Here is a 22665-nt window from a genome sequence, read left to right on the forward strand (position 1 = left end):
CAGCCACCACTACCTCCGTGGGTGAGGGACGGGCGGCTGGTGCCGCCACGCCACACGGCGCGGCAGCACCAGCCCGCGATGAGGTGAGCCTCGGATCAGGCGACGTTCGTGGTGCAGGCGCCGCAGGTGGATCCGCAGTTGTCGTCGGTCAGGTTGACCAGGCCCGCCGGGTCCGCCACCTCGATGAGGGATACGTCCAGGTCGAAGCCGTCCGACGTCCTCACAGGGGTTCGCTGGCTGACGTGAGTGCTGCTCGGGACTACGGTGCTGCGGGTCATTTCAACTCCTATGGGGTTGGGTTGGAAGGTTGCTGTGCGGTGCTGCCCGTCCCCGGCCGTACGGCGCGGCGCCCCATGGTCGGAGACGGGGGTCTGGCGAGACGGCGGTCGTCCGTCGTCCGTCGTCCTCAAGAGGTCCTGCGGAGGCGGGCGACGGCCAGGACCGCCCGGGGCGGCGCGGAGGTACTCACCGGTCGCCCTTCGTCGAGAGTTCGGCCCAGACCTCTTTGCCCCATGGGCGCCTGTTCGGGCCGTGCAGGTCATAGCCCCAGCGGTCGGCGATGCCGTCGATCAGGAGCAGGCCACGCCCTGACTCCTCGTCCTCACCTGCCCGGCCGAGGACCGGTAGGCGTGAAGGCGCCCGGTCCACCACCCCGACACGTATCCGTGTCGCGCTCGGCCGGCCGACGATCAGGCGGATCGAGCGGCACGGCGTGTGCGTGACGGCGTTCGCGATCAGCTCCGACATGGTCAGCGCGGCGACGTCGGCGAGGTCGCCGAGGTGCCATACGCCGAGGGCGTCACGGACGAGCCGCCGGCCGGTCGCGGCCGTGGACGGCTCGCACGGGAAGGTCTGGCTGTAGGCGGGATGTCCGGTGGAAGCAGGCTGCACTGGCGTCATCAGACTCGTCATCGGGTTGAGCCCTCGCGTCGTCTCGGTGCCCGGCTCACCCCTGGGAAAGCACCAGGGGAGGCCGAACCGTCAACAGCCACCGCGCCGGGGAGCGGCGAGCGACCAGTAACCAGACAACCCGCTGCCGCAGCCGAGTGGTTAGGACGATCCGCCCTCCACTCCGAGGAAAGACCTAGGGTGATTTGACTTTCTCTTTACCTGGTGGGTGAGGGGCCGTCAGGGCTACCGTTCAGGCATGGACACCACGCGCAACGTCGTGCTTGAGGCGTGGATGGCCGAACACGGCTACAGCTCCAACAGCCTCGCCGACGCCGTGAACAGGGCCCTCGAGCGGCTGACCGGGCGGATGGGCGGCCTCGACGGCTCGTCGGTCCGAGCCTGGAAGGCAGGCCGGGTCATGTGGCCCAAATCAGCCACCCGCAAAGCGCTCGAGGATGTCAGCGGCCTGCCCGCCGTCGCTCTGGGATTCGTGCCACGGGGTCGGCCTTCGTCCACCCCCGCCCCACCGCAGCAGGAGGACCCCGACATGAAGCGCCGCACCCTCGTCGGCGGCATCGCGGCAGCTGCCGCCGTGGCAGCAGCCGCGCCCGGCACCGCAGCGCCCCGCCGCATCGGCATGAGCGACGTCGACCGCCTGAACAAGCGCTTCGCCGAGATCATCGCCAGCGACCACCGCCACGGCGGCCGGCTCGGCATCGAACAGCGGGCAGCCGCTCTCGCCGACGAGGCGCTGAACCTCCAGAACGCCGGCAGCGCCACCCAACGCGTACGCAGCAGCCTCTACGCGTCAGCGGCGGCATTCCGCTCATCGGCGATGTGGGCCGCCATCGACGGCCGCCGCTACGACGTCGCCAAGACGCACATGCGCGAGGCCCAGGCCCTCGCCGAGATGTCCGGCGACCAGGCCATCAAGTTCCGCATCTGGAGCCACACGGGCACCATGTACCGCCACATGGGCCGGCCCGCCGACGCGTTCGCCGCCAATGACGTCGCCCGCAACCTGCACATCACGCGCCGCGACCCGATGTTCGCTTCCCTCGGCATGGCCCGGCAGGCGGCGATCCACGGCGCGGCACACGACCGCACCGGCACCCGCCGTGCGTTCGACCAGGCGCAGGACGCCATGCTGCGTGCCGACCCGGGCGACTACCGGCCCGTATGGATGCTCGCCTTCTACGACCAGGCCGAGCTGCACTCCCTGGCCCTGTCCGCCCACTTGGCACTCGGCGACCACCCGACCGCCGAGTACCACGCCCACCGCTGCCTGGCCGCCCTGCGCCCCCACATGGTCCGGTCCCGGGCCATCACCACGACCCGTCTCGCACACGCCCAACTCGCGCAAGGCGCCGCCGACGCCGCCGCGACCACCGCGATGAAGGTCCCCGCCGACGCGGCCACCCAGCACGCCCGGGTAACGCGCATGCTGCAGGAGTTCGGGGCCGCGCTGCGTGCCACCGCGCCCCGTAGTTCCACCGTGCAGGCCTGGACCGAGCACACCGCCACCTGGAGGATGGCCGCATGACCACGGTTCCCGCCATCGGACTGCGCACGTTCACCACCCTGGACACCGCCCGCGGCGACCTCCTCGACGTCTACGCCGATGTGCGCGCCCCGCTCCTCCACCTGCCGAACTACGCGGTCACCGCCTTCGGCGAGCGCCTGGACCGACACGGCGGCGAGCCGGGTTTCACGGCCGTCCTCGCCTACGCGGACGGGCACCCGGTCGGTTACGCCTACGGCAACGCCATCGGACACGGCGACCGCTACTGGCAGCGCACCAGTCCAGCGCCGGCGGACGAGTACACCGAACGCCCGGCCGTGGCCCTCAAGGAGATCGGAGTCCGACCGGCCTGGCGCAAGACCGGCACCGCCCGGCGCATCCACGACGCCCTCCTCGCCACGCGCGACGAGCCGTTCGTCACGCTCATGGTCAATCCGGCCGCTGGGGACGGAAAGGTCCACGCGCTCTACAGGTCGTGGGGGTACGAGGACATCGGGCTCAGCCAGCCGTCACCGGCGTCGCCCGTCCTCACCGTGATGATTCGCGCCGTTCGTTGATCGCGGCGAGGGGGCCGAAGTCTGCACGCGCCACGGCTTCGGAGGCCGAGCACGTCATCGCCACGCCCGCAGGCCGGGCGGCGCGGCCACGGTGCCACCGTTGTCGGTGCCCGATGGCACCATCCGGCCATGAGCAGCGACGGTTTCAACTGGCACGCTTTCCTCGGCCGGTGGCAGGAGGAGTGGGTCCCGCGCACGGACGCCGACCAGGACGAGGGAGATGAACAGGCCCTCGTTCCCCTGGGCGGACCCGGCGCGGACGAAGTGGCGATAGCCACAGCCGAACGACGACTGGGGCGGCGCCTGCCACCCTCGTACCGGGCCTTTCTGGCCGCGAGTGACGGCTGGCACGTCGACCAGATGGCCGGGATCTACCAGCTCGGCGGAACCTCGGACATCGACTGGTTCCGGGATCCGCACGACATGACCTCGCTCTACGAGGAGATGCTGGGCCCCGATCCGAGCAAGGAGGAGGCCCTGCTGGCCGGGATGTGGAAACGGGCGCTGCGGCTCGAGACGGATTCCGACATGTCGTACGCCCTGCTCGACCCTGGCGACACCGATGAGGACGGCGAGTGGGCGCTCTACGTCTACCACGGCTGGGATGGTGAGGCGCCGAACCGCTACCCGTCGTTCCGCGCGTACATGGAGGCCATGTACCGCGGCTTCCACTCCGCCCGGGTGGACAGACCCGACTTCGTGAACGCCACCACGCGCGCTCAGGACGCCAACGTGGAGGAGGCCCGTCGGCTGGCCCTGCGTGGACGGTACGAGGATGCCCTGCCCCGGCTCGAGGAGGCGCTGTCCTTCGGACGGCCGCGAAGCGCCGCCCTGCTCCACCAGATCCGGCACCTCCTGGACCCGCACGGCTCCTTCGGTTACGACAGCCTGACGTCGGACCCTTGCTACCTGCCGGAGGTCCTGCCCGTTGAGGCCATGAGTCCGGCGAGCGGCGCATGGCGGCTGGGTGGGGACGACCACTGGCTGGGGATGATGGCCGCCCGTGGGGTGGCCAGGGAGACCGCAGAGGCCGTACTGAAGGCGATGCACGAGGGCACTCACCGCTACGCGCCGCCCGGCACCTGGGGCGAAGCCGTCGCCGAGGCCCGGGAGCAGGCCCTGTGGGGCGCGGGCGACGCCGCGTGGCGGCTGCTGCGGAACGCACTCCCTGCATGGGAGGCACCGGGCCCCTTGCTGATCGCCCCGATCGGGCTGCTGGCCGATCCGGTCCTGGGTCCGCTGGTCACGCCCGAACGGGGGCGCGAGCTCCTCGGAACACCGCGAGCCGGACAGACGGGACCCGCTCCCGCGCCGGTACCCGATCTCGACCCGCCGGGCCTCACCTGGCTGACCGGCCCGGACGCGAACCGGCAGCCGTTCGACGGCTACCGCTGTGTCTGGGCCGACGGGATCGACCCGACCCGCCTGCCCTCCCTGATCGGCGAGGAGGGCGCCGAACTGAGCGCACCGGTGGATCCGCGAAGGGCTTCCTGGCGGGCGCCCAAGCCCCATGAACGCGAGGGTGTGGAGCTCTGGGAGGACCGGGCCGTCGTCGCTGTCGGCCGCACGGGTGAAGGATGGGCCTTCGCATTCGACGGCCACTCCCACCACCACCTGAACGAACGGTTCGTGTCCCCCGCAGCGGCCGCGTCCCTCTCCGGCCGCGCGGTCGTGGTGTGGCGCGAGCCGGCGCCTTCTTCCCTGCCTGACCAGCCAGCCGCGTTCCACCTGTCGGTGGCCGAACACGGCGAGGAGCTCTACGCCTTCACCGTACGGGGCACGCAGATCCAGCGCTCCGGCGCGATACCGGAGGCCCTGGAACCCGCACACCTGTTCCACCCGGAGGACACCGAGCCGGACGGCGAACTGCGCGTGCTGGAGGCCCTGCACACCGAACTCGGCCTCTCCCTCCCCCGCTTCGCGCTGACCCGGGGAAGGCTCCGCACCTTCACCACCCGGTCATGGACGCGGGCGCCACGCGCGGGCGAGGGCTACGCCTACATCAGGGTCGGATGGCACCCCTCCTGAGCGCGGTGTGGGACACGGGTCCACCGGCGCCGGCGACGCCCCGACCGTGGCTCACGACTCAGGCTGATCGCGTACGACGCTCACTGAAGCCGATCACTTGGCTGAGCGGCTCGGCCACGTCCACGGCGAGGGCAGCACCGCCGGATGCGGTGTCGAAGCCATAGGGGCCGACTTCGATCCGTCCTTGACCGCACCTGCGGCCAGGTCAAAACCCGGCTGTGAGCTTTCCCTGCCCCAACGTAAACGCTGTACTGGTTGCCCATGATTCACACAGCGCTTTTTGCGCCTCCCACCAAGGCGTCATGTGGCAGGAGCCTCGCCTTAAGAGAAGCGGCGGGGCACGGCGACCTCCTTCCCGAACCCCTTGACGGGACCATCCCCGCGGGTGCGGGGAGCAGCACCGCCCCTTCGTCTCGCGGCAGGTCAGATCAGCTGCTCCCCGCACCCGCGGGGATGGTCCCACCGCTATCTACCTCTCCGGGACCATCGGCGGCTGCTCCCCGCACCCGCGGGGATGGTCCCGTCCAGGTGCTGATGCAGCTGGTGCAGGGGTCCTGCTCCCCGCACCCGCGGGGATGGTCCCAAGGTCCGGTGCGTGGACGTCGACCCGGTCACCTGCTCCCCACACCCGCGGGGATGGTCCCAGCTGTTCTTCCTCGGCGATCCGGTCCCGCCACTGCTCCCCGAACCCGCGGGGATGGTCCCAGTAGATCTTGGGGCGTTTGCCCGGTGTGTGGCCGCTCCCCGCACCCGCGGGGATGGTCCCTCTGGGCACGAGCAACGTTCCTGTTCTCGCCGCTCCCCGCACCGGCGGGGATGATCTCACCAGCGGCACGGACCCGCGGAGCGCGAAGCACTGCTCCCCGCGCCCCTGAAGGCTCCCCCCCGGCCAGGAGGCGCTGAAGCGAGCCTCGAACAGCTGGTGAGCCACCCCGTCGAGCCGCACAGCGCGAGCTCGGTATGCGCACAGGGTGCCGAACGCCGGCCTGCTCGGGTCCGCGCGAGGCCTCAGCAGCGGCCAGGTCCGCTTTTGCGCGGGATACGGCTTGCTGCGAGCACCTGAACGCAGCGCGCTCTACGCGGCCTGGTCCCAGCTGTCCGGGAGGGTGTCCTCGTCGGTCGGGTGCTGTGTGGCCTTCTCGCGGATGCGCAGGATGGCCCAGGCCGGGATGGACAGGCCGGTGAGGTACCAGGGCAGGGGCCACAGGGCGCCCCACCACGGCCCTTGCGGTGTCAGGAGCAGGTCGGTGGCGGCGGTGGCCATGCTGGCGGCGAGGCTCCAGCACAGCAGGCGTCCGGCCCGCTGCACGGCATGGATGGTCGTCCGGCGTGCGGCAGAGGAGCACCGGCGGGTGGGGTTGGAGCAGGGCATGCGTCTGCCCAGTGCGTTCATCGAGAACGTCCTTCACAGCAGGGGTGGTTGCCGCGGGCTGGGGGACCACGCATACGGGACGGGAGAAGTGTGCATTCCGTGAAGTCGTGCATGCGGGAACGTCTCGCGTCTGCCGCCTGGTCTGAGACAACTTGCCCAGACAGCGCTTTCCGTCCATGACCGGCGACGATGATCGACGGGCGACGCCCGGCAACACAGGAAGCAGGTGTGAACCTGGCCGAAAAGAAGCGGCTGCTGACCTCGCCTTTCACGGAGAACGCCCAGCTCACAGGTTTTCGGACAAGGTGCTCGCGGCGAGCGGTAACAGAATCATCAATTCCGCCCAGGTCGCACGTCGATTCGGGCGTATATGTCATGACGACGCCTGACGAAGCGGCGGGGCTCATTCCGGCCCGCACGCCCGGGACGTTTAGGGGGACGCCGCGCCATTTTGTGTGCTTCTTGTGACAACTTGTGCGTCGCCGGTGACCGTCGTGGTCGCTGGTTCTGACTGAACGTCTGACTTCCTGTGGGGGGAAGCTGATGATCTCGCGTGCTGGAAGCACGCCGTTTCGGCGTGCCCGGAGAACACACAGAACCGCTCTCGTCTCGGCGATCACCACGGCTGCCGTGGTGATCGCCGCGGCTCCCGGCCTGGCGGCGACACCGAAGCCCGAGCTACCGCAGCCGGAAAGCCCGTGGACGAAGCCGACCAAGGTGGAAGCGCCCGCGACACCGGCCGGCTCGATCACGGCGCCGGAATCGGAGGCCGAAGCCAAACCGCCGGCCGATGTCGCAGCCTGGAGGGCAGCGCAGAAGGCCCGTGCCACCGGCGAGGAACCGGCCAAGGACTCGGCGTCCCGCTCGGCGGCCACCGCTGCCGCGGCGTCCGACTACCTGCCCGAAGGCCAGGGCGAGGTGCCCTGGCACCAGATCCTCGACACCCGCCTCAACGACGCGCTCGTCGCGCGCACGAACATCTCCAACGGCAACCTGATGCTCGCCGCCACCGACTTCGACATCGCCGGCGTCGGCCAAAAACTCCAGCTCACCCGCACCTACAACTCCCTCGAAGCACCGTGGGGGAAGGTGTCGCAGCGCTGGTGGCAGGCATACGAGCGCTACCTGCAGATCAACGACGGCGAGGTCGACGCCTTCGACGCCACCGGCGCCCTGCTGCGCTTCACCGCCAAGACGGACGGCGGCTACACCACCCCAGCCGGCTACTCCAAGGACCTGAAGAAGAACGCGGACGGCACCTACACCCTCACCGACCGCAAGTCCGGCGCCAAAGACACCTACAACGAACACGGCACCCTGACGAAGGTCACGGACAAGAACAAGGGCACGATCACCGTCGACCAGCACGACGAAGGCGCCGAGCACAAGGGCTTCAAGCTCACCGAGACCCGCTCGGGTCGCTGGATCGACCTCGTCAAGACCTACCCGAACCAGTGGCAGGCCAAGGACCACACCGGCCGCACCGCCGTCCTCGACCTCGACGGATCCGGCAACCTCGCCAAGGTCACCGACACCGCCGGCAAGGCCACCGCCTACGAGTACGACTCCTCCCGCCGCGTGACGAAGGTGACCACCCCCGAAGGCACCGTCACCCTGTTCACCTACGACAGCCACAACCGCGTCACCTCCATGCAACGCGCCACAGAATCCGCCTCCGGCGGGCACACGGGCCCGACCTGGCGCTACGACTACAGCGCGGCCACCCCCTCCGACGCCGGCACCACGACCGTGACGGACCCGGACGGCGACGAGACGATCTACACGCACAACGCCGACGGCGAGGTCACCAAGGTCACCGACCCCCTCGACCACTCACGCCACTCCACCTACAAGAACCACCTCACCCAGACCGCGATCGACGCGATGGGCACCGGCACGGACGGCACCGGCGGCAACACCACCACCTACGGCTGGGACGGCCGCAACAACGCCGTCTCCCAGAAGCTCCCGCTCGGGGCGACGGCGTCCGTGACGGCGTACCAGACGGTCGCCGGCACCGACCTGCCCAACGACTTCACCACCGCGGACGGCCGCAAGGACTCCTTCAAGTACGACGCCAACGGCAACACGATGTCGGTGACGACGTCGGGCACCGCCGGCGGCACCCGCGAGTACACCTACAACGAAGCCACCCCCAAGTGCGGCGGCTTCGAGGGCCAGCGCTGCACCGCCAAGGACGCGGGCGGCAAGGTCACCTCCTTCACCTACGACGACCACGGCAACCTGTGGAAGGTGAAGCCGCCAGCCCCGCTGGGCGAGACGACCAACACCTACGACGCACTGGGCAGGGTCGAGACCGTCACCGACGGCCGCGGCATCAAAACCGTCTACACCTACGACAACCGTGACCGCGTCCGCGAGGTCTCCTCCACCAACTCCACCGTCACCTACACCTACGACGGCGACGGCAACGTGAAGACCCGCACCGACGCCACCGGCACCACCACCTGGGAGTACGACAAGCTCAACCGCGAGAAGCGCCGCACCCTGCAAAACGGCGCCCAGACCGCCCTGGCCTACACCCCGGGCGGCGATGTCGACTTCTACACCGACCCGACCGGGAAGACGGACTACACCTGGGACGCGGCCGGCCGCCTCGATCACCTGACGGCGCCGGACGGCAAGAAGACCGACTTCGAGTACAACAACAACGACAAGCGCACCAAGACCGTCTACCCCGGCGGCACCACCCAGACCGTCACCATCGACAAGAACGGCCGCCCGGAGAAGATCAAGACCACCTCCGGTACTCAAACCTTCATCGACCTCACCTACAGCTACACGAGCGCAGGCAAGGACACCACCAAGATCCGCACCCGCACCGACAACCTCACCCAGTACAAGACCACCTACACCTACGACTCCCAGGACCGCCTCACCTACGCCCTGGAAGCCGACTCCGCCGGTGCGCGGAAGGCGTCGTGGCTGTACTGCTTCGACAAGGCCGGAAACCTCACCAGCCGGGACGGCAGCAAGAACACCTGCCCCGGCGCCACCACGTACACCTACAACGACGCCTCACAGCTGACCGGCAAGAACGGGACCGCGACCGGCTGGTCCTACGACAAGCTCGGCAACGAAACCGCCGCAGCCGACACCACCCCGCGTACCGGCGAGTCGTGGACCGACTACAGCCAGCTGGCCGGCATCACCACCGGCGGCAAGACCTACGACCTGGTCCACGCCGGCACCAGCAACGCGGAGCGCACCAAGCTAGGCGACACGTGGTTCCACCACACGGCCCTCGGCCTCGCCTCCACGACCACCAGCGGTGTGGACACCGGATTCATCCGCGAACCGGCGGGCACGTTGAACTCCATGACGACTGGGGGGAAGTCCTACTACTACCTCACCGACGCCACCGGCAACGTCCTCGGTCTCGCCGACGACGCGGGCAAGCGCACCCACACCTACGCGTACGGACCCACGGGCCTGCCTCGCGGCACCACCACCGAGGCCGTCCCCCAGCCGTACCGCTACGCGGGCGCCTACGCCGACCCGACCGGCCTGTACAAGATGGGCCACCGCTACTACGACCCCACCCTCGGCCGCTTCACCCAACCCGACCCCTCCGGCCAGGAGAAGAACGCGTACCTCTATGCGGCCGGTGACCCCATCAACAACAGCGATCCGAGTGGGTTGTTGTCTCTCGGCGGAGTACTTGAAGGCGTCGGCATCGGCTTGACGCTGGGTGCGCTCGTGGCTTCGGGGCCTTTGGGTATCGGCCTTGGCGTAGCAGCGGCTGGTGCAGACATCGCAGGTGCTGCTGTCAGCGGTGCCTCCGGATCCGAGATCGCGGGAGTGGCTGTGGTCAGTGCATTCACTCTTGGTGTCGGGGGTGGCGCGTCAGCGTTGGCGAAGGGAAGCGCAGCTGCCGGCAAGGCTGCCACCGGAGTCGACGCTGGGTATGCGGCTCTCGGCTACGGAGCCAACAAGTTGATCACTAGCTAGGGAGTATGCAGCATGATCTTCGCAGCGGGTGGCGCAAGCGGCGGTAGCACGGTCATCAGTGTCATCCTGGGCATCGCCTTTCTCGTCGGAATCGTGCTGATCGTCGTGGCCAAGAATCGCAGGCGGTGACTTAAAGAGACCAGCACAGGGCGCCCCAGTCCTTATCGCGTGTCACTCAGCGCGATATGTTGGCGCTGATTCGGTGAAGCCGCGATGCAAGGGCCTCGGAACCGTTTCGAGGCCCTTGCGTGTGTCGCGTCTTTTCTCGGCAGAGCCACCACCGAGGCCGTCCCCCAGCCCTACCGCTACGCGGGCGCCTACGCCGACCCGACCGGCCTGTACAAGATGGGGCACCGCTACTACGACCCCACCCTCGGCCGCTTCACCCAACCCGACCCATCCGGCCAGGAAACCAACCCCTACCTGTACGCCGTCGGCGACCCTGTAAACCTGGTGGACCCGACGGGACTTTTCCCCACACCTGACATCCCTGACTGGCTCAAGAACGGCACGAAAAAAGTTGGGAGCGTCTTCGGAAAGTATTCGAAGCCCGCAGATGTCATCGGGTTGGCATGCTACGTGAACAACTCGGTTCGAGATGACGACCCGGTAGCGTGGCAAAATCTCAGTCGTGATGCGGGACAGGCTCTTTCCTGCCAAAGCAATTGGGCTGCCCGGAAATTCTGACTCTCACCTCTGGCAGAACAATTCGAAGGATCGGTTGCAGCCAGGGCTGGGACTGCTCCCACCCTGGCTGCGCTTCGCCGTATGCAGCCCCAGAAAGAATCCAATACGAGGACTCGCCCAGAGGAGGATAAGTGAAGAGTTTGAGCCGTGAACTTCCCGCCATCATCGGCGTTTCTGCCGCTTGGGGGGTCATTATCTTCCTTGGTGCGTTGGTGTTCACAGACGCAAGTGCGGGGCAGTCCGCCTCGAACGGAGTCGGTGGGGCTCTCATGTGGCTCGTCATCATCTTCTGCTGGCGCGCCATAAAGACGGTTGCTCGAGTCAGGCGAGAAAAGGTGGGGCGCAGAAAGCCAGATGGCGGCTGACGGGGCTGAGTATGTCGAGTTTCGCAAAATGGAAGGTTTGACCTATGGGTAACTTGGGTGGCGCGGCTAGCTACCGATATCCGGCCTGGTCTCCTGGCACGGCCTCGGGGAACATCGGTACAGCGGTTGGCGCTGAGATTGATCATGGTCAGGGTGTGAGTGCGCTGACCCGGTTCTCGTACTCTCTGCGGGCCTTGCGCTGGGCCGGAACTGCGGGGAGGCCCTGGCCGCCGTCGAGCGGCTGACAGCGAGCGAGGAGCTGGCGGTGTACGGCGGGGACGGCGCTGACGCGCAGGGTGTAGCCCTGGCCGCGCCGTACGGTCGTCCCCTGGTCAAGCGCGGCCCGCTCGGCTGGCTCCAGCTCGGTGGCGCGCAGGTAGTCGGCGACCTTGCCCGGCATGTCGAGGGTGACCGACAGCTCCAGGGCGGGGGCGCCCTCCTCGGTGGGGGTGTGGTCGGGCAGGAGGTCGGCGACGGCCGTGCGGATGGCTCCGCGGCTGACGCCGTGGTCGCGGGCAAGGGCGGCGATCGAGCGGCCTTCCAGGTACGCGGCGCGCACGTCATCGGTCGTCGTGGCCGCCACGGCGGGGCGGCGTCCGCCTTTGCTGCCCTTGGCCTCGGCGGCGCGCAGTCCGTCGTAGGTCAGCTCGCGCTGGAGGTCACGCTGGAGTTCGCCGGCGGCGGCAAGGGTCTGCACCATGAACTTCACGGTGGACAGCAGTTCGCCGGTGCGCGGGTGGCGGGCGGTGAGGTCCATCGCGGAGAACGCGCCGTCGTGGATGCGCAGCGCGACCTGGTCGCGGTGGAGGACGTCGAGCACGTCGAGGATGTGTCCGGTCCCGCGCACGAGGCGGAACATCTCGGAGATGTGCACGGTGTCCCCGGGCCGCGCGTAGTCGAGGAGCGCGCGGAACTTCGGGCGCTGGAGCGGGTGCAGGCGGCTGGAGGTGCCGCCGTCCTCCTCGAAGACGACCGGGTGCTCGATCCCGGCCTCGTCCAGAACGAGGTTCTGCCGGGCGGCCGACTGCCGGTCGGTCGAGACCCGCTTGTAGACCAGGTTCGCCACCGGGGCCCCTTCCGTACGGAGGATCGGACCCTATCTGTCGTCAAACCCTGTCAGCAATCACCATCGGATCGGATTGGATTCGCGCCGCCTCGAACCCCCGGATTGCATGGGTTCATTGGACGCGTCGGCCGCCTGTCGTCAAACGGTGGCGAGCTCAAGCGGTCAGCGCATCACCGCTGTTCAGGAGGCCAGCGTAGACCTCCGCAGGAGTGCGGTAGCCGTGGGTCTTGCGTGGACGGTGGTTGAGCTCGTGGGCGATGACGTCCAGGTCGGCCTGGCTGAACGTGCGGAGGTCAGCTCCCTTGGGGAGGTACTGCCGTAGCAGTCGGTTGGTGTTCTCGTTGGTGCCGCGCTGCCACGGGCTCCGTGGCTTGCAGAGGTAGATCGGCATCCGGGTCTCGGCGGTGATGGCCTGGTGCTCGGCTATCTCCCGGCCGCGGTCCCAAGTGAGTGTTCGACGCAGTTGAGGCGGGATGTCGAGGAGGATCCTGGTGAGATGCGGGGTGACCTGCTCGGCCTTGATGCCGTCCGGCAGCGCGACGATGGTCGTGTAGCGGCTGGTGCGTTCGACCAGCGTGGCGACTGCCGAAGGCCGGGTGCCCATCACGAGGTCGCCCTCCCAATGGCCGGGGACCTTGCGGTCCTCGACCTCGGCAGGGCGGTCGGTGATGGACACCATGCCGCGGATGATCCCCCGGCCCGTGGGACGGCGGGCGAGCTTCGGACGGCGCATTGGCCTGCCTGACCTCAACCGCTGGGTGAGGCTGCGGTCGATCGCCTGGCGCCGGCGAGGGTCGTAGAGCGAGAGGTAGATCGCTTCGTGCGAGATCTGCATGGAGGCGTCACCAGGAAACTGCCGTCGCAGCCATCCTGCGATCTGCTCGGGTGACCAGCACAGAGCCAGCTTGGCCTCCACCAGGACGCGCAGAGCGGGCCGCTGGGCGAGCTTGGCCTGCTTGGGTCGGCGCCCGCGTCCGTAGGCGGCGGTAGCGGCTCGGTAGCGGTCTCGGCCGCCGTTGCGGGCGATCTCACGGGAGACGGTCGAAGGGGACCGGCCCAGCCGCTTGGCCAGCTGCCGGGCCGATTCTCCCGCCGCGATGCCGCGAGAGATCTCCTCCCTCTCGCGGCCACTCAAATGCCGCTCTGACCGCGCCTGCGGGGCGAGGCGGACGCCGCCGCTCTGGCACAGGAACCGGCGGGCGCTCTGCATCGGCGCCCCGAGCGCCCGCCCGATCAAGCTGAACGACTGCCCCTCGCGCCAGCGTCTCCAGATCTCATCCTGCTGAGCCAGCGAGAACCCGTAGTCACGCACCTGTGCCTCCACGATCACATGATCACCCGTGGGTGGTGCGTTGATCACTTGAGGGTGCCATCGTTTGACGACAGCTACGGCCCGCACGGTCGCGGCTCCGCGAGCCCCCTCCAGTGCTGGGGCGGCGGCGTACGAATCCAGCCTTGGATCAGGCTGGTCGATCGGAGGCGTAGCGGGCGAGCGTGGTCTCTACCGCCTGCTCGACGGCGTAGCGGATGTCAGAGGCTGCGGGGTTCCAGTCGGTCAGTAGCATGCGGGGCCACAGGACGTAGTTGGCGATCATCCCGAGGAACTGGTTGGCGGCGCTCTCGGCGTCCGGGACGTCGGCGTTACCGGCCTCGTGCTCCGACTCCAGGTAGCGCTGGACCGAGGTGAAGTAGGGCAGCTTGCCGAGCTGGAACTGCATCCGTCCCAGTTCGGGGAAGCGGGGCAGCTCGGCGATGACGATGCGGAACAGGGCTGTCATACCGGGCCGGCCGATCAGGTCGGCGTAGCGGTGACCGATGGAGGTCAGGCCGGAACGCAGGTCTCCGGCCTGAGGTCGCGCGACGGCGCCTGCGGCGTCACGCTGCCAGGACTCGGTGACGATGGCCTCGAAGAGGGCTGCCTTGGTGGGGAACTGCTTGAACAGGGTGGACTTCGAGACTGCCGCCCCTTCGGCAATGCGGGCGAGGGAAGTGCCGTCGTAGCCGCGGTTCAGGAAGAGGTCCGTGGCTGCGGAGATGATCGCCTCACGCTTCCGCTGGGCGAGACGGCGGTGATGTGCGGAGAGCTCTGCTGCCATGCGTGCAGTATGCCCCAGATCCGAGGCGAGTCACTTGACTCGCCTCTTTTGGCGTGCCTACGCTGCAATGGAAAGGCGAGTCGAGCGACTCGCATCTGATGGCGGTGCCCGATGTCTCTTTGGTGCCGTGTGATGAGGGAGTAGCTGATGACAGCCGACAGGATCGCTTTGGTGACCGGTGGGAACCGTGGTCTGGGCCGGAGTACAGCTCTTGCGCTGGCGGCGCGCGGGGTGCGGGTCGTGGTCACTCATCGCGGTGATGTGGCCGGGGCCGAGGAGACGGCGCAGCACGTGCACGCTGCGGGTGGGACTGCCGCTGTCGTGCGTCTCGATATCAGCGACATCTCCTCTTTCGGAGCCTTCACTTCCGAGCTGAGCGCACTGCTGGAGCGCTGGGGGGCTTCGCGGCTCGACATCGTGGTCAACAACGCGGGGGTTGGTGTCTTCGGTCCGCTGGAAGCTGTCACGGCCGACGACTTCGACACGGTGTTCGGCACGAACGTGCGGGGCACGTTCTTCCTCATCCAGTCGCTTGTGCCGATGCTGGCGCAGGGCGCCCGGGTCATCAACGTCTCGTCGTCGTTGACTCGCCACACCAGTCCCGCGACCTCGGTCTACTCCGCCTCGAAGGCCGCCGTCGAGGCTCTGAGCCGCACTCTGGCCGCAGAACTCGGCCCCCGAGGTATCCGGGTCAACTCCATTGCCCCGGGGCCGACCGCCACCGACTTCAACGGCGGTGCCATGCGGGATGACGCCGGTATGCGCCAGGGTCTGGCCGGGCAGACCGCGCTCGGCCGCGTCGGCGAACCCGAGGAGATCGGCGACGCCATCGCCACGCTGGCGTCCGAGGGCCTGCGCTGGATGACCGCCCAGCGCATCGAGGTCTCCGGCGGCGCCCTCCTCTGACCGACCGGGCGAGCCTGTCCCGGGCCACAGGCAACGGCGCGCCGGATTCATTCTGCGCCGGTCTCGTCTTCATCCGGCTCGATCGCGTCCGGGTCGCGCAGCGGGCGCAGGGCGCCGGCGGCCGGGACGCTGGCGGTGAAGCTGTAGCGGCCGAGCAGGTTCAGGTTGCGGTGCTTGAGCGGGGAGAGCCGGGCGATGTCCTCGTCCCGCAGCTCGTGGCCCTCGGCGCGGAGCTGGACGACGGCGGCGTCGATGTAGCGGGTGGTCCAGAGCACGATGGCGTTGAGGACCAGGCCGAGCGCGCCGAGCTGGTCCTCCATTCCGTCGCGGTACGCCTGGTGGATGGTGCCGCGCTTGCCGTGGCACACGTCCCGGGCGAGCTTGTGGCGGGACTCCTGGACGGTGAGCTGCCGGTTCATCTGCCGGCGGTAGGTGTCGTCCACCGGGTCGACCACCCGTAGCAGGTGCTCGGTCTTGGCGATCCGCCCGTACTCCGCGAACGCTGCCCCGAGCGGGGTGGGGCGGCCGTCGCGGCCGAACATGCGCAGCAGGTCGTAGGCGCGGACCTGGTTGGTGACCAGGGAACCGGCGACCTTCAGCATGTCCGGCCAGTGCGTGATCACTTTGTTGAGGTTCACGCGGTTGCGGGCCAGGTCCTCCACCGCGCCGTAGGTGCCGGTGGCGACGCCGGGCATCGTGGCCCGCCAGAACCGCTGGTCGTCCAGGTCGCGGAACCGGGGGCTGAAGTTGTAGCCGAGGATCTTGAACAGGCCGAACACCATGTCGGAGTACGAGGCGTTGTCGGTGGCCACCATCTCCGGCTTCACGCCGCCGTCGAGGTTCAGAAGGGCGTCCAGAATGTGCAGGGAGTCGCGCGGGGTGCCGGGCACGACCATCTGCCCGATGCCCGCGACCTGGTCGTTGACGGCGTTGAGCCAGGTGATGCCGCGCTTGAACCCGAAGTACTTCGGTGACGGGGCGGCGTTGATGGTGCGCACCGGTACCTGGAAGCGCAGTCCGTCCACGGAGGCGAGCAGCCCGTCGCCCCAGTAGCGCACGATCGGGATGTCGGCCTGGGCGGCGATGAGCCGCGCGTTCGCCGCGGCGATGGTGTCGGCGCGCAGGTAGTACTGGTCGACGTGCACGAGCCGGGCCCGGGTCAGGGCCTCGTAGCCGGGGTTGACCACCGGGGCCAGGCCGATGTTGCACGCCTCGGACACCAGCAGCGCTACCACCGAGGTGGGCAGGTCCTTCATCCGGGTCGTGCCGTCGCCGAGGTGGACGAAGGCGTCGAGGAAGCCGGTCCAGGCGTTCACCTCGAACAGCAGGTCCGGCAGGTCGATCTTCGGGAGCATCTTCTCGACCCGCTGGCGCAGCCAGGTCAGGGATTTCGGTTCGCCGAGCGCGCCGAGCTTGTCAACGTTCAGCTTCACCCGCCCGTCGTCCTGCACCTCGATGGAGACCTTCGCCGCCGGCCCCGCCTCTTCCAGGCGCGTCGCGAGCTGCTTCCATCCGGCGTCCAGGCCCCGCACCAACTCCGCTAGGTGCTCCTCCACGGGCATGTCCAGGCTCAGGGCCGCCAGGACGTCCTCCTCGACCGCGCCCCAGTCGGGCCCGTCCAGCAGGCGGGCGCGCGGGTTGGACCAGCGGTGAGAGGGTGAGGCGAACACGTCACGGTTGTTCAGGGCCGGCCCGGTGCAGCTGCTCCAGCACGCACACCACGTACGCGTCCCTGTCCACCGCGCCCTGCGGCAGGTCGGGGTTGGCGTAGACCGCCTTGCGCCAGGCCGGCGGCACGAGCTTGTCGTCCACCTCACGCGGCAGCAGCGGCTTCACCCCCACCTTCCGCCGTGCCAACGCCGGAAGACCGCGCACTCCGGCCAGGACCCGCTCCCCGGCACTCGCCGCGTCCAGCGCCTTCGACTCACCCAGCAACGCGAGGAACGGGCGCACCGTGGCGTACCGATTCACGAGCGCGGCCCGCATGGCAACCTCGGCCGAGTTCTCGTCCTCGGGCACCAACGAGACCACCGTGGCCGCCGCGGTCATCACGGCGGCGCGCGGGGCGACCTCCTCCACCGCAGCCCACAGCACGGCCACGTCCAGGTCCGCCTCCTGGTGTTCGACCAGTTCCAGCTCCTCGAACAGCACCTTCGCTGCCCGCGCGACCACCCGTGACGCCTTCTCCAACTGCGGCAGCGTCGACAGCCGCTCCTTCTCCGTCTTGCGCTTCGCCGTGTTCAACAGGCGGGTGGCCATGAGGACCTGGAACAGGTCCAGGGCCTCATCGATCGCCTTCGCCTCCAGGTGCCGCATCACCGCGGTGAGCATCGCCGTGCGCTTCGGCTCCGCCGCCCGCTCCAGCAACGGCGCCTTTGACCCCAGCGCATACCGAGCCAACGCCGCCATCCGGTTCGGCGGGATCTGCGACAGCCTCAGCCTGCCGAGCCGGTAGGCGCCGATCTCGTCCACCCGCTCCAGCGCGCGGGCGAACGCCGTGCCGGTGGTCCGCGTCGGCGGCCGGCGCAGCCGCTCCAGCTCCGAGAACCGGGAACCCTCCGGAGTCTTCAGCGTCGCCACCAGATCCCCGGGCAGCGCCGGGTCCACGCGGCGGGCAGCGCCCGCGATGGTGGCGTGCAGCCGCTTGTCCGCGACCTTCCGCACCTCCGACACCTGCCGGGCCAGCACCGACACCCCGGGCAGCAGCACCCGGTGACGGCGCAGCCAGCCCGCCGCGTGGTCGAACAGCGCCTTCGGGCCCTCGGCGTGCGTCCACGCCCGGCCGTGCAGGAAGGTGCGGAACCGCCGGGACCACTCCGCATCGTCGTAATCGTGGTACTCGTAGGCATCCCGGATCTCCCACGCGTGCTCGTACGCCGTCTTCGGCCGCTCGGTGTACCGCTTCACCACCGACGGATCCTCGATACCGAGCTGCCCGGCCAGGTGCTCGACCACCGGCCACGGCGCCTCCAGCGGGTCGTCCGGGAGGAACCGGCCGATGTAGCGCACCGTGCACATCTGAAGCGCGAAGCCGAGCTGGTGGTGTGTGGAACGCCGCAGCGCGATCAGATCGCGGTCGACGTCGTCCAGGAAGAAGAACCGCTCCAGCTCGGGGCGGGTCGGCTCCTCGGCGAACTTCCCGTACGCCTCGGCCTGCTCATCAGTCAGAAACTCCACCGGCACGAGCGGACCGTACCCAGCCCTGACACCGGCCCAGCGATCTTTCCGCGAACCCCAGCGGAGCCCTCAACCGGTGTGCTAGCCGACCATGATCGTTCTCAGCGCCAACGGCTGTACCGATGTTCCTACCGACGCCAATTGCATCGGATGCGAATAGGCGACACCCGTCCTGGAGATTGGCCCACGACCGCATGGAAGTGGTCTCGCCAGGGACGCTGACCTCGGAACCACGGTAGCGGTCTCCTCGGCGGACGCCTGCGAGTCTCACTCCATCGAGCGATTGAACTGCGAAGACGTCCCCCGGTCGCATCTGATGCGAAATTCTCGCGTCAGATGCGATAGACGGAGAGTGATGGCGGATGGGTGGAGACGGCCTTGTTCCAGGGGCTGCTCGGCTGCACTTGGTGGACGGGCTGCCGTTGTTGCGGCCGGACGAGCAGGTCTTCGAGGCGATGATCAAAGGCTGGCGCAACCAGCAACTCGCCCGGAACCTGTCGATGGGATACGTCGGTGACCAGGAACGCACAGTCCGGGCCTTCACCCGGCACGCCGATGCGATGCCGTGGCAGTGGACGCCGCAGCACGTCGACGAGTGGTCGGCCGATCTGCGGGCCGTGCACGGCTGCGTCCGCTCCACCCTGCGCAACTACCAGGGCTCCGTACGCCAGTTCTGCGACTTCCTGACCAACCCCGCCTACGGCTGGACCGACGAGTGCCTGCGGCACTTCGGCACCCACCCGGTCCAGGTGGTCTACGACTGGAACGCCGCGGCGCACGCCGACGAGGCCGAAGGCGAGCCGGAACGACGGGCCTTCACCCGGCCCGAGCTGGAGGCGTTCTTCGACCATGCCGACGAGGAGGTGGTGCGCGTTCGCGGCAAGGGCCGCAGGGGCTGGTTGCCGGCCTTCCGCGATGCCGTCCTGTTCAAGGTTGCGTACGCCTACGGCCTGCGCCGCAACGAGACCCGGATGCTGGATCTCACCGACTTCGGCCGCAATCCGGAAGGCCGGGAGTTCGGCGAGTACGGCACCCTGCTGGTCCGCTACGGCAAGGCCAAGAAGGGCTCACCGCCCAAGCGCCGCAGCGTGCTGACTGTCTGGCACTGGACACCCGGCACGATCGAGGAGTGGATCAGCGAGGTCCGGCCTGGGATGCGGCATTCGACCAGCAGAGCCCTCTGGCCGTCCGAGAGAGGCCCGCGGATCGGGGTCCAGCGGCTGGACTCCCGCTTCGCCTCCTACCGGGATGCCGCCGGCTTGGACCCCGCGCTGGAGTTCCACTCGCTGCGCAGGTCCTACATCACCCACCTGATCGAGGACGGCCACGACCCGCTGTTCGTCCAACAGCAGGTCGGCCACGACCACGCTTCCACTACCGCGATCTACACCTGCGTCTCCTCCGACTTCCGCACCCGCTCCCTGCGTCGCGTCCTGGACGCCACCATCGAGGCCGCTCTGCGGCCGGGAAGGACCTCCTGATGCCACGCCAGATCAGCTACCGGTGGCGCCTGCGCGAGCTGATGGCCGCCCGCGGCATGTTCACCGTCGCCGAGCTCATGCCGCACCTGACCGAACGCGGCATCACACTGTCCTCCTCCCAGGTCCACCGCCTGGTCTCCGGCACCCCGGAACGGCTGTCCCTGCCGGTGCTGGCCACCCTCTGCGACATCCTCGACTGCACACCCGCCGATCTGATCGCCACCTCGGCCCAGAACCTCCCAGCCCGTCGCGCCGCCGGCGAAGAGGTACCGATCAACCTCGCTGCCCGACGACCCACGCGGGTCCGGCTGACTCCCGAGAGCTGAGCGATGACGCCGGAAGAGTACGAGCGTTGGCATGTCCGAAACTGCGCACGCTGCGGCCGTCGGGCGGCGAAGTCGGCGGAATGGTCGGACGGCCCAATTTGCCGGACCTGCTATGACCGCGCGATGCGCGTCCGCGGCTCCTGCCTCAACTGCCGAACCGACCGGCTACTACCCGGTCTGGACACCGCCGGTAATTCAATCTGCCGCGACTGCGCGGGCATCACCCGCGACTTCTTCTGCGACCGTTGCGGCTTCGAAGGGCTCCTACTCGGCGGGCGTCTCTGCGAACGCTGCACTCTCGCCGACGCCCTCGCCCGCCTCCTCGACGACGGCACCGGGCACGTCGCGCTTCCGCTGCAACCACTGGTCACCACCCTGCTGAAGATGGACCGGCCCAAGAGCCGGCTCATCTGGCTCCGCAACCCCAACGTCGTCCGCCTCCTCCGGGGCCTGGCCACCGGCACCATCCCGCTCACCCACGACGGACTGCACCAGGAAGCACCCTGGCGAACCGTTGCCCACCTGCGTGACCTGCTGATGGACAGCGGCGTCCTGCCACGCGTCGACCGACAGCTCATGCTCTATCAGCGCTGGCTGACCGAACGACTCGCCGTCATTGAGGACCCCGAACACTGTCGGCTTCTTCAGCACTTCGCCACCTGGCACCAGATGCGGCGCCTGCGGAGCAAGGCCGAGAAGGGGCCTCTGGGACGCTCCCAGACCAGCCAGGCGAAACAGGAGATCACCCAGGCAGGCGCCTTCCTCGTCTGGCTCGCCGACCGAGGCCGCGCCCTCGAACACTGCCAGCAGGCCGACCTCGACGCCTGGCACACCGCGAAGCTGGCCACCCGGCGCCCGGCCCAGACGTTCCTGCGCTGGTGCATGAAGACGAGCCGGATGCCCCGCCTCACCCTGCCACCCCAGGTCATCAACCAGGACCAAGCGCCGCTGCACCAGCACCGCCGACTCGCCATTCTCCGGCGGACCCTCAACGACGACTCCCTGTCCCTGCGGGCCCGGGTCGCCGCCGCGCTCGTTCTCCTCTACGCGCAACCCGTCACCCGCATCGTCCGCCTCACTGTCAACGACGTCATCGACGACGGGGCCACCGTCACCGTCCGGCTGGGAGACCCGCCGTCCCCGCTTCCAGAGCCCGTCGCTGACCTCATGCGGGCATACGTCCAGTCCCGCCAGCACCTGCCCTACGCCAGCAGCAGAAGCTCACAGTGGCTTTTCCCGGGCCGCCAGCCCGGACAGCCTATGAATCCGGTCAGCCTCCAAGTCCACCTGCGGAAGATCGGCGTCCCACCGCAACGCGGCAGGACCTCCGCGATCCGTCAACTCGTCCTCCAGGCACCGGCTCCCGTCATCGCGAAAGCCCTTGGCTACCACGACAAGACCGCCACCCGGCTAGTCACCGAAGCCGGCGGAACCTGGAGCCGATACGCCCCCGGCGACCACACACGCTGACGGGGGCGACATGGTTACTCTGGCGGGCCAACTTCCCGGGACCGGCATGATGTCAGTACCAGGTGGCATGCTCTGCCGCCATGAACAAAGAGCAGTTCTGGCAGCTCATCGAGGTAGCCCACAACCAGGCGTCCAACCCGAACGACGGAGAAGTTGTCGCCCGCCGGGCAGCCTCGCAACTGGCCACGCACCCGGCCGAGGAGATCGTCGCCGCTCAGCAGGTTTTGTGGGACCTGATGGCCGACTCTTACACGAATCCTCTGTGGGCCGCTGCCTACGTGATCAACGGCGGATGCTCCGACGACGGCTTCGACTACTTTCGCGGCTGGCTGATCGCGCAGGGACGCGAGGTCTTCGAGCGCATAGTCGCTGACCCCGATGCCCTCGCAGAAGTGCCCATCGTGCGAGCTGCAGCAGCCGACGGAATCGACCTCGAGTGCGAGGAGACGCTGAGTATCGTCTGGAACGCACACGTCATGGCGACCGGCAAGCAACTCCCGGACGACGCATTCACCATCCGCTACCCGGAGCTGGACCCCACCTGGGACTTCGACTTCGACGACCACAGCGAAATGACTCGCCACCTGCCACGCTTGGCAGCTCTCTACCTGGAGTAAGCGGCGAATCGCGATCACGAGGCACCCAGCGGAGGCGAGACTTCCCGGCGATCACTGTCTGTCACGCCCTGAGGGCGAGAATCGGTCTCCGCTGACGAATACGCGGCACCTCAACATGCGAGCCCACCAGTC

Annotated in this window: 15 protein-coding genes, 2 pseudogenes and 1 CRISPR repeat array; of the genes and pseudogenes, 10 read left to right on the top strand and 7 right to left on the bottom strand. The window is 68.6% G+C overall.

The window, feature by feature from the left end:
* Positions 1-95 precede the first annotated feature (95 nt).
* Positions 96-278 (bottom strand): FxLD family lanthipeptide, encoded by a 183-nt coding sequence (locus tag ACVV2G_RS29135; RefSeq protein ID WP_386519453.1) that lies wholly within the window; start codon positions 276-278, stop codon positions 96-98.
* A gap of 187 nt (positions 279-465) precedes the next feature.
* The gene (locus tag ACVV2G_RS29140) at positions 466-912 is read right to left on the bottom strand and encodes an ATP-binding protein (RefSeq protein ID WP_453845766.1); all 447 of its coding nucleotides are present in this window, start codon (positions 910-912) and stop codon (positions 466-468) included.
* Between the two features lie 271 nt (positions 913-1183).
* Here ACVV2G_RS29140 and ACVV2G_RS29145 point away from each other — a divergent pair, with 271 nt between their 5' ends.
* From ACVV2G_RS29145 to ACVV2G_RS29155, 3 genes are all read left to right on the top strand, one after another.
* Entirely contained in the window at positions 1184-2434 is a 1251-nt protein-coding gene (locus tag ACVV2G_RS29145) for an NsdA family TPR-like regulatory protein (protein ID WP_487248112.1), read from the top strand.
* Entirely contained in the window at positions 2431-2970 is a 540-nt protein-coding gene (locus ACVV2G_RS29150; RefSeq protein WP_453845768.1) for a GNAT family N-acetyltransferase, read from the top strand. The genes ACVV2G_RS29145 and ACVV2G_RS29150 overlap by 4 nt, the downstream gene beginning before the upstream one ends.
* Before the next feature lie 129 nt (positions 2971-3099).
* Positions 3100-4998, top strand: coding sequence for an SMI1/KNR4 family protein (locus tag ACVV2G_RS29155; protein WP_453845769.1), 1899 nt, complete (start codon positions 3100-3102; stop codon positions 4996-4998).
* Positions 4999-5430: 432 nt separating this feature from the next.
* Positions 5431-5822: direct repeats of the CRISPR family, unit length 29 nt; unit sequence CTGCTCCCCGCACCCGCGGGGATGGTCCC.
* Between the two features lie 251 nt (positions 5823-6073).
* Here the strand turns inward: ACVV2G_RS29155 and ACVV2G_RS29160 are convergent.
* Complete coding sequence (locus ACVV2G_RS29160) at positions 6074-6391, bottom strand: hypothetical protein (RefSeq protein WP_453845770.1); 318 nt, start codon at positions 6389-6391, stop codon at positions 6074-6076.
* 609 nt (positions 6392-7000) lie between these two features.
* Between ACVV2G_RS29160 and ACVV2G_RS29165 the strand changes: the two genes are divergently transcribed.
* Together ACVV2G_RS29165 and ACVV2G_RS29170 are read left to right on the top strand one after the other, a co-directional pair.
* Positions 7001-10342: an RHS repeat-associated core domain-containing protein gene (locus tag ACVV2G_RS29165; RefSeq protein WP_453845771.1), complete on the top strand. Its 3342-nt coding sequence runs from the start codon at positions 7001-7003 to the stop codon at positions 10340-10342.
* Between the two features lie 276 nt (positions 10343-10618).
* Positions 10619-11029, top strand: a pseudogene (locus ACVV2G_RS29170) (RHS repeat-associated core domain-containing protein); the annotation flags it as partial.
* 513 nt (positions 11030-11542) lie between these two features.
* Here ACVV2G_RS29170 and ACVV2G_RS29175 read toward each other — a convergent pair.
* The 3 genes from ACVV2G_RS29175 to ACVV2G_RS29185 form a co-directional block, all read right to left on the bottom strand.
* A complete protein-coding gene (locus ACVV2G_RS29175; protein ID WP_453845772.1) occupies positions 11543-12460 on the bottom strand; it encodes a recombinase family protein in 918 nt (305 codons plus the stop codon).
* 154 nt (positions 12461-12614) lie between these two features.
* A complete protein-coding gene (locus ACVV2G_RS29180) occupies positions 12615-13772 on the bottom strand; it encodes an IS30 family transposase (RefSeq protein WP_453845777.1) in 1158 nt (385 codons plus the stop codon).
* Between the two features lie 148 nt (positions 13773-13920).
* Positions 13921-14556, bottom strand: a complete 636-nt coding sequence (locus ACVV2G_RS29185) for a TetR/AcrR family transcriptional regulator (RefSeq protein ID WP_453845773.1) — start codon at positions 14554-14556, stop codon at positions 13921-13923.
* A 147-nt stretch (positions 14557-14703) separates the two neighbouring features.
* Here ACVV2G_RS29185 and ACVV2G_RS29190 point away from each other — a divergent pair, with 147 nt between their 5' ends.
* Positions 14704-15462, top strand: a complete 759-nt coding sequence (locus ACVV2G_RS29190; RefSeq protein WP_453845774.1) for an SDR family NAD(P)-dependent oxidoreductase — start codon at positions 14704-14706, stop codon at positions 15460-15462.
* Between the two features lie 47 nt (positions 15463-15509).
* Here the strand turns inward: ACVV2G_RS29190 and ACVV2G_RS29195 are convergent.
* Positions 15510-18645, bottom strand: a pseudogene (locus ACVV2G_RS29195) (Tn3 family transposase).
* Between the two features lie 356 nt (positions 18646-19001).
* Here ACVV2G_RS29195 and ACVV2G_RS29200 point away from each other — a divergent pair.
* The 4 genes from ACVV2G_RS29200 to ACVV2G_RS29215 all read left to right on the top strand — a co-directional run bounded on the left by ACVV2G_RS29200 (position 19002) and on the right by ACVV2G_RS29215 (position 22533).
* The gene (locus tag ACVV2G_RS29200) at positions 19002-20120 is read left to right on the top strand and encodes a tyrosine-type recombinase/integrase (protein WP_453845775.1); all 1119 of its coding nucleotides are present in this window, start codon (positions 19002-19004) and stop codon (positions 20118-20120) included.
* Positions 20120-20446, top strand: a complete 327-nt coding sequence (locus tag ACVV2G_RS29205; protein WP_093797192.1) for a helix-turn-helix domain-containing protein — start codon at positions 20120-20122, stop codon at positions 20444-20446. The genes ACVV2G_RS29200 and ACVV2G_RS29205 overlap by 1 nt, the downstream gene beginning before the upstream one ends.
* Before the next feature lie 123 nt (positions 20447-20569).
* Entirely contained in the window at positions 20570-21916 is a 1347-nt protein-coding gene (locus ACVV2G_RS29210; RefSeq protein ID WP_218058165.1) for a site-specific integrase, read from the top strand.
* Between the two features lie 80 nt (positions 21917-21996).
* A complete protein-coding gene (locus ACVV2G_RS29215) occupies positions 21997-22533 on the top strand; it encodes a DUF4240 domain-containing protein (RefSeq protein ID WP_093797190.1) in 537 nt (178 codons plus the stop codon).
* Positions 22534-22665 lie beyond the last annotated feature (132 nt).

This window comes from Streptomyces sp. JK94, assembly GCF_053613315.1.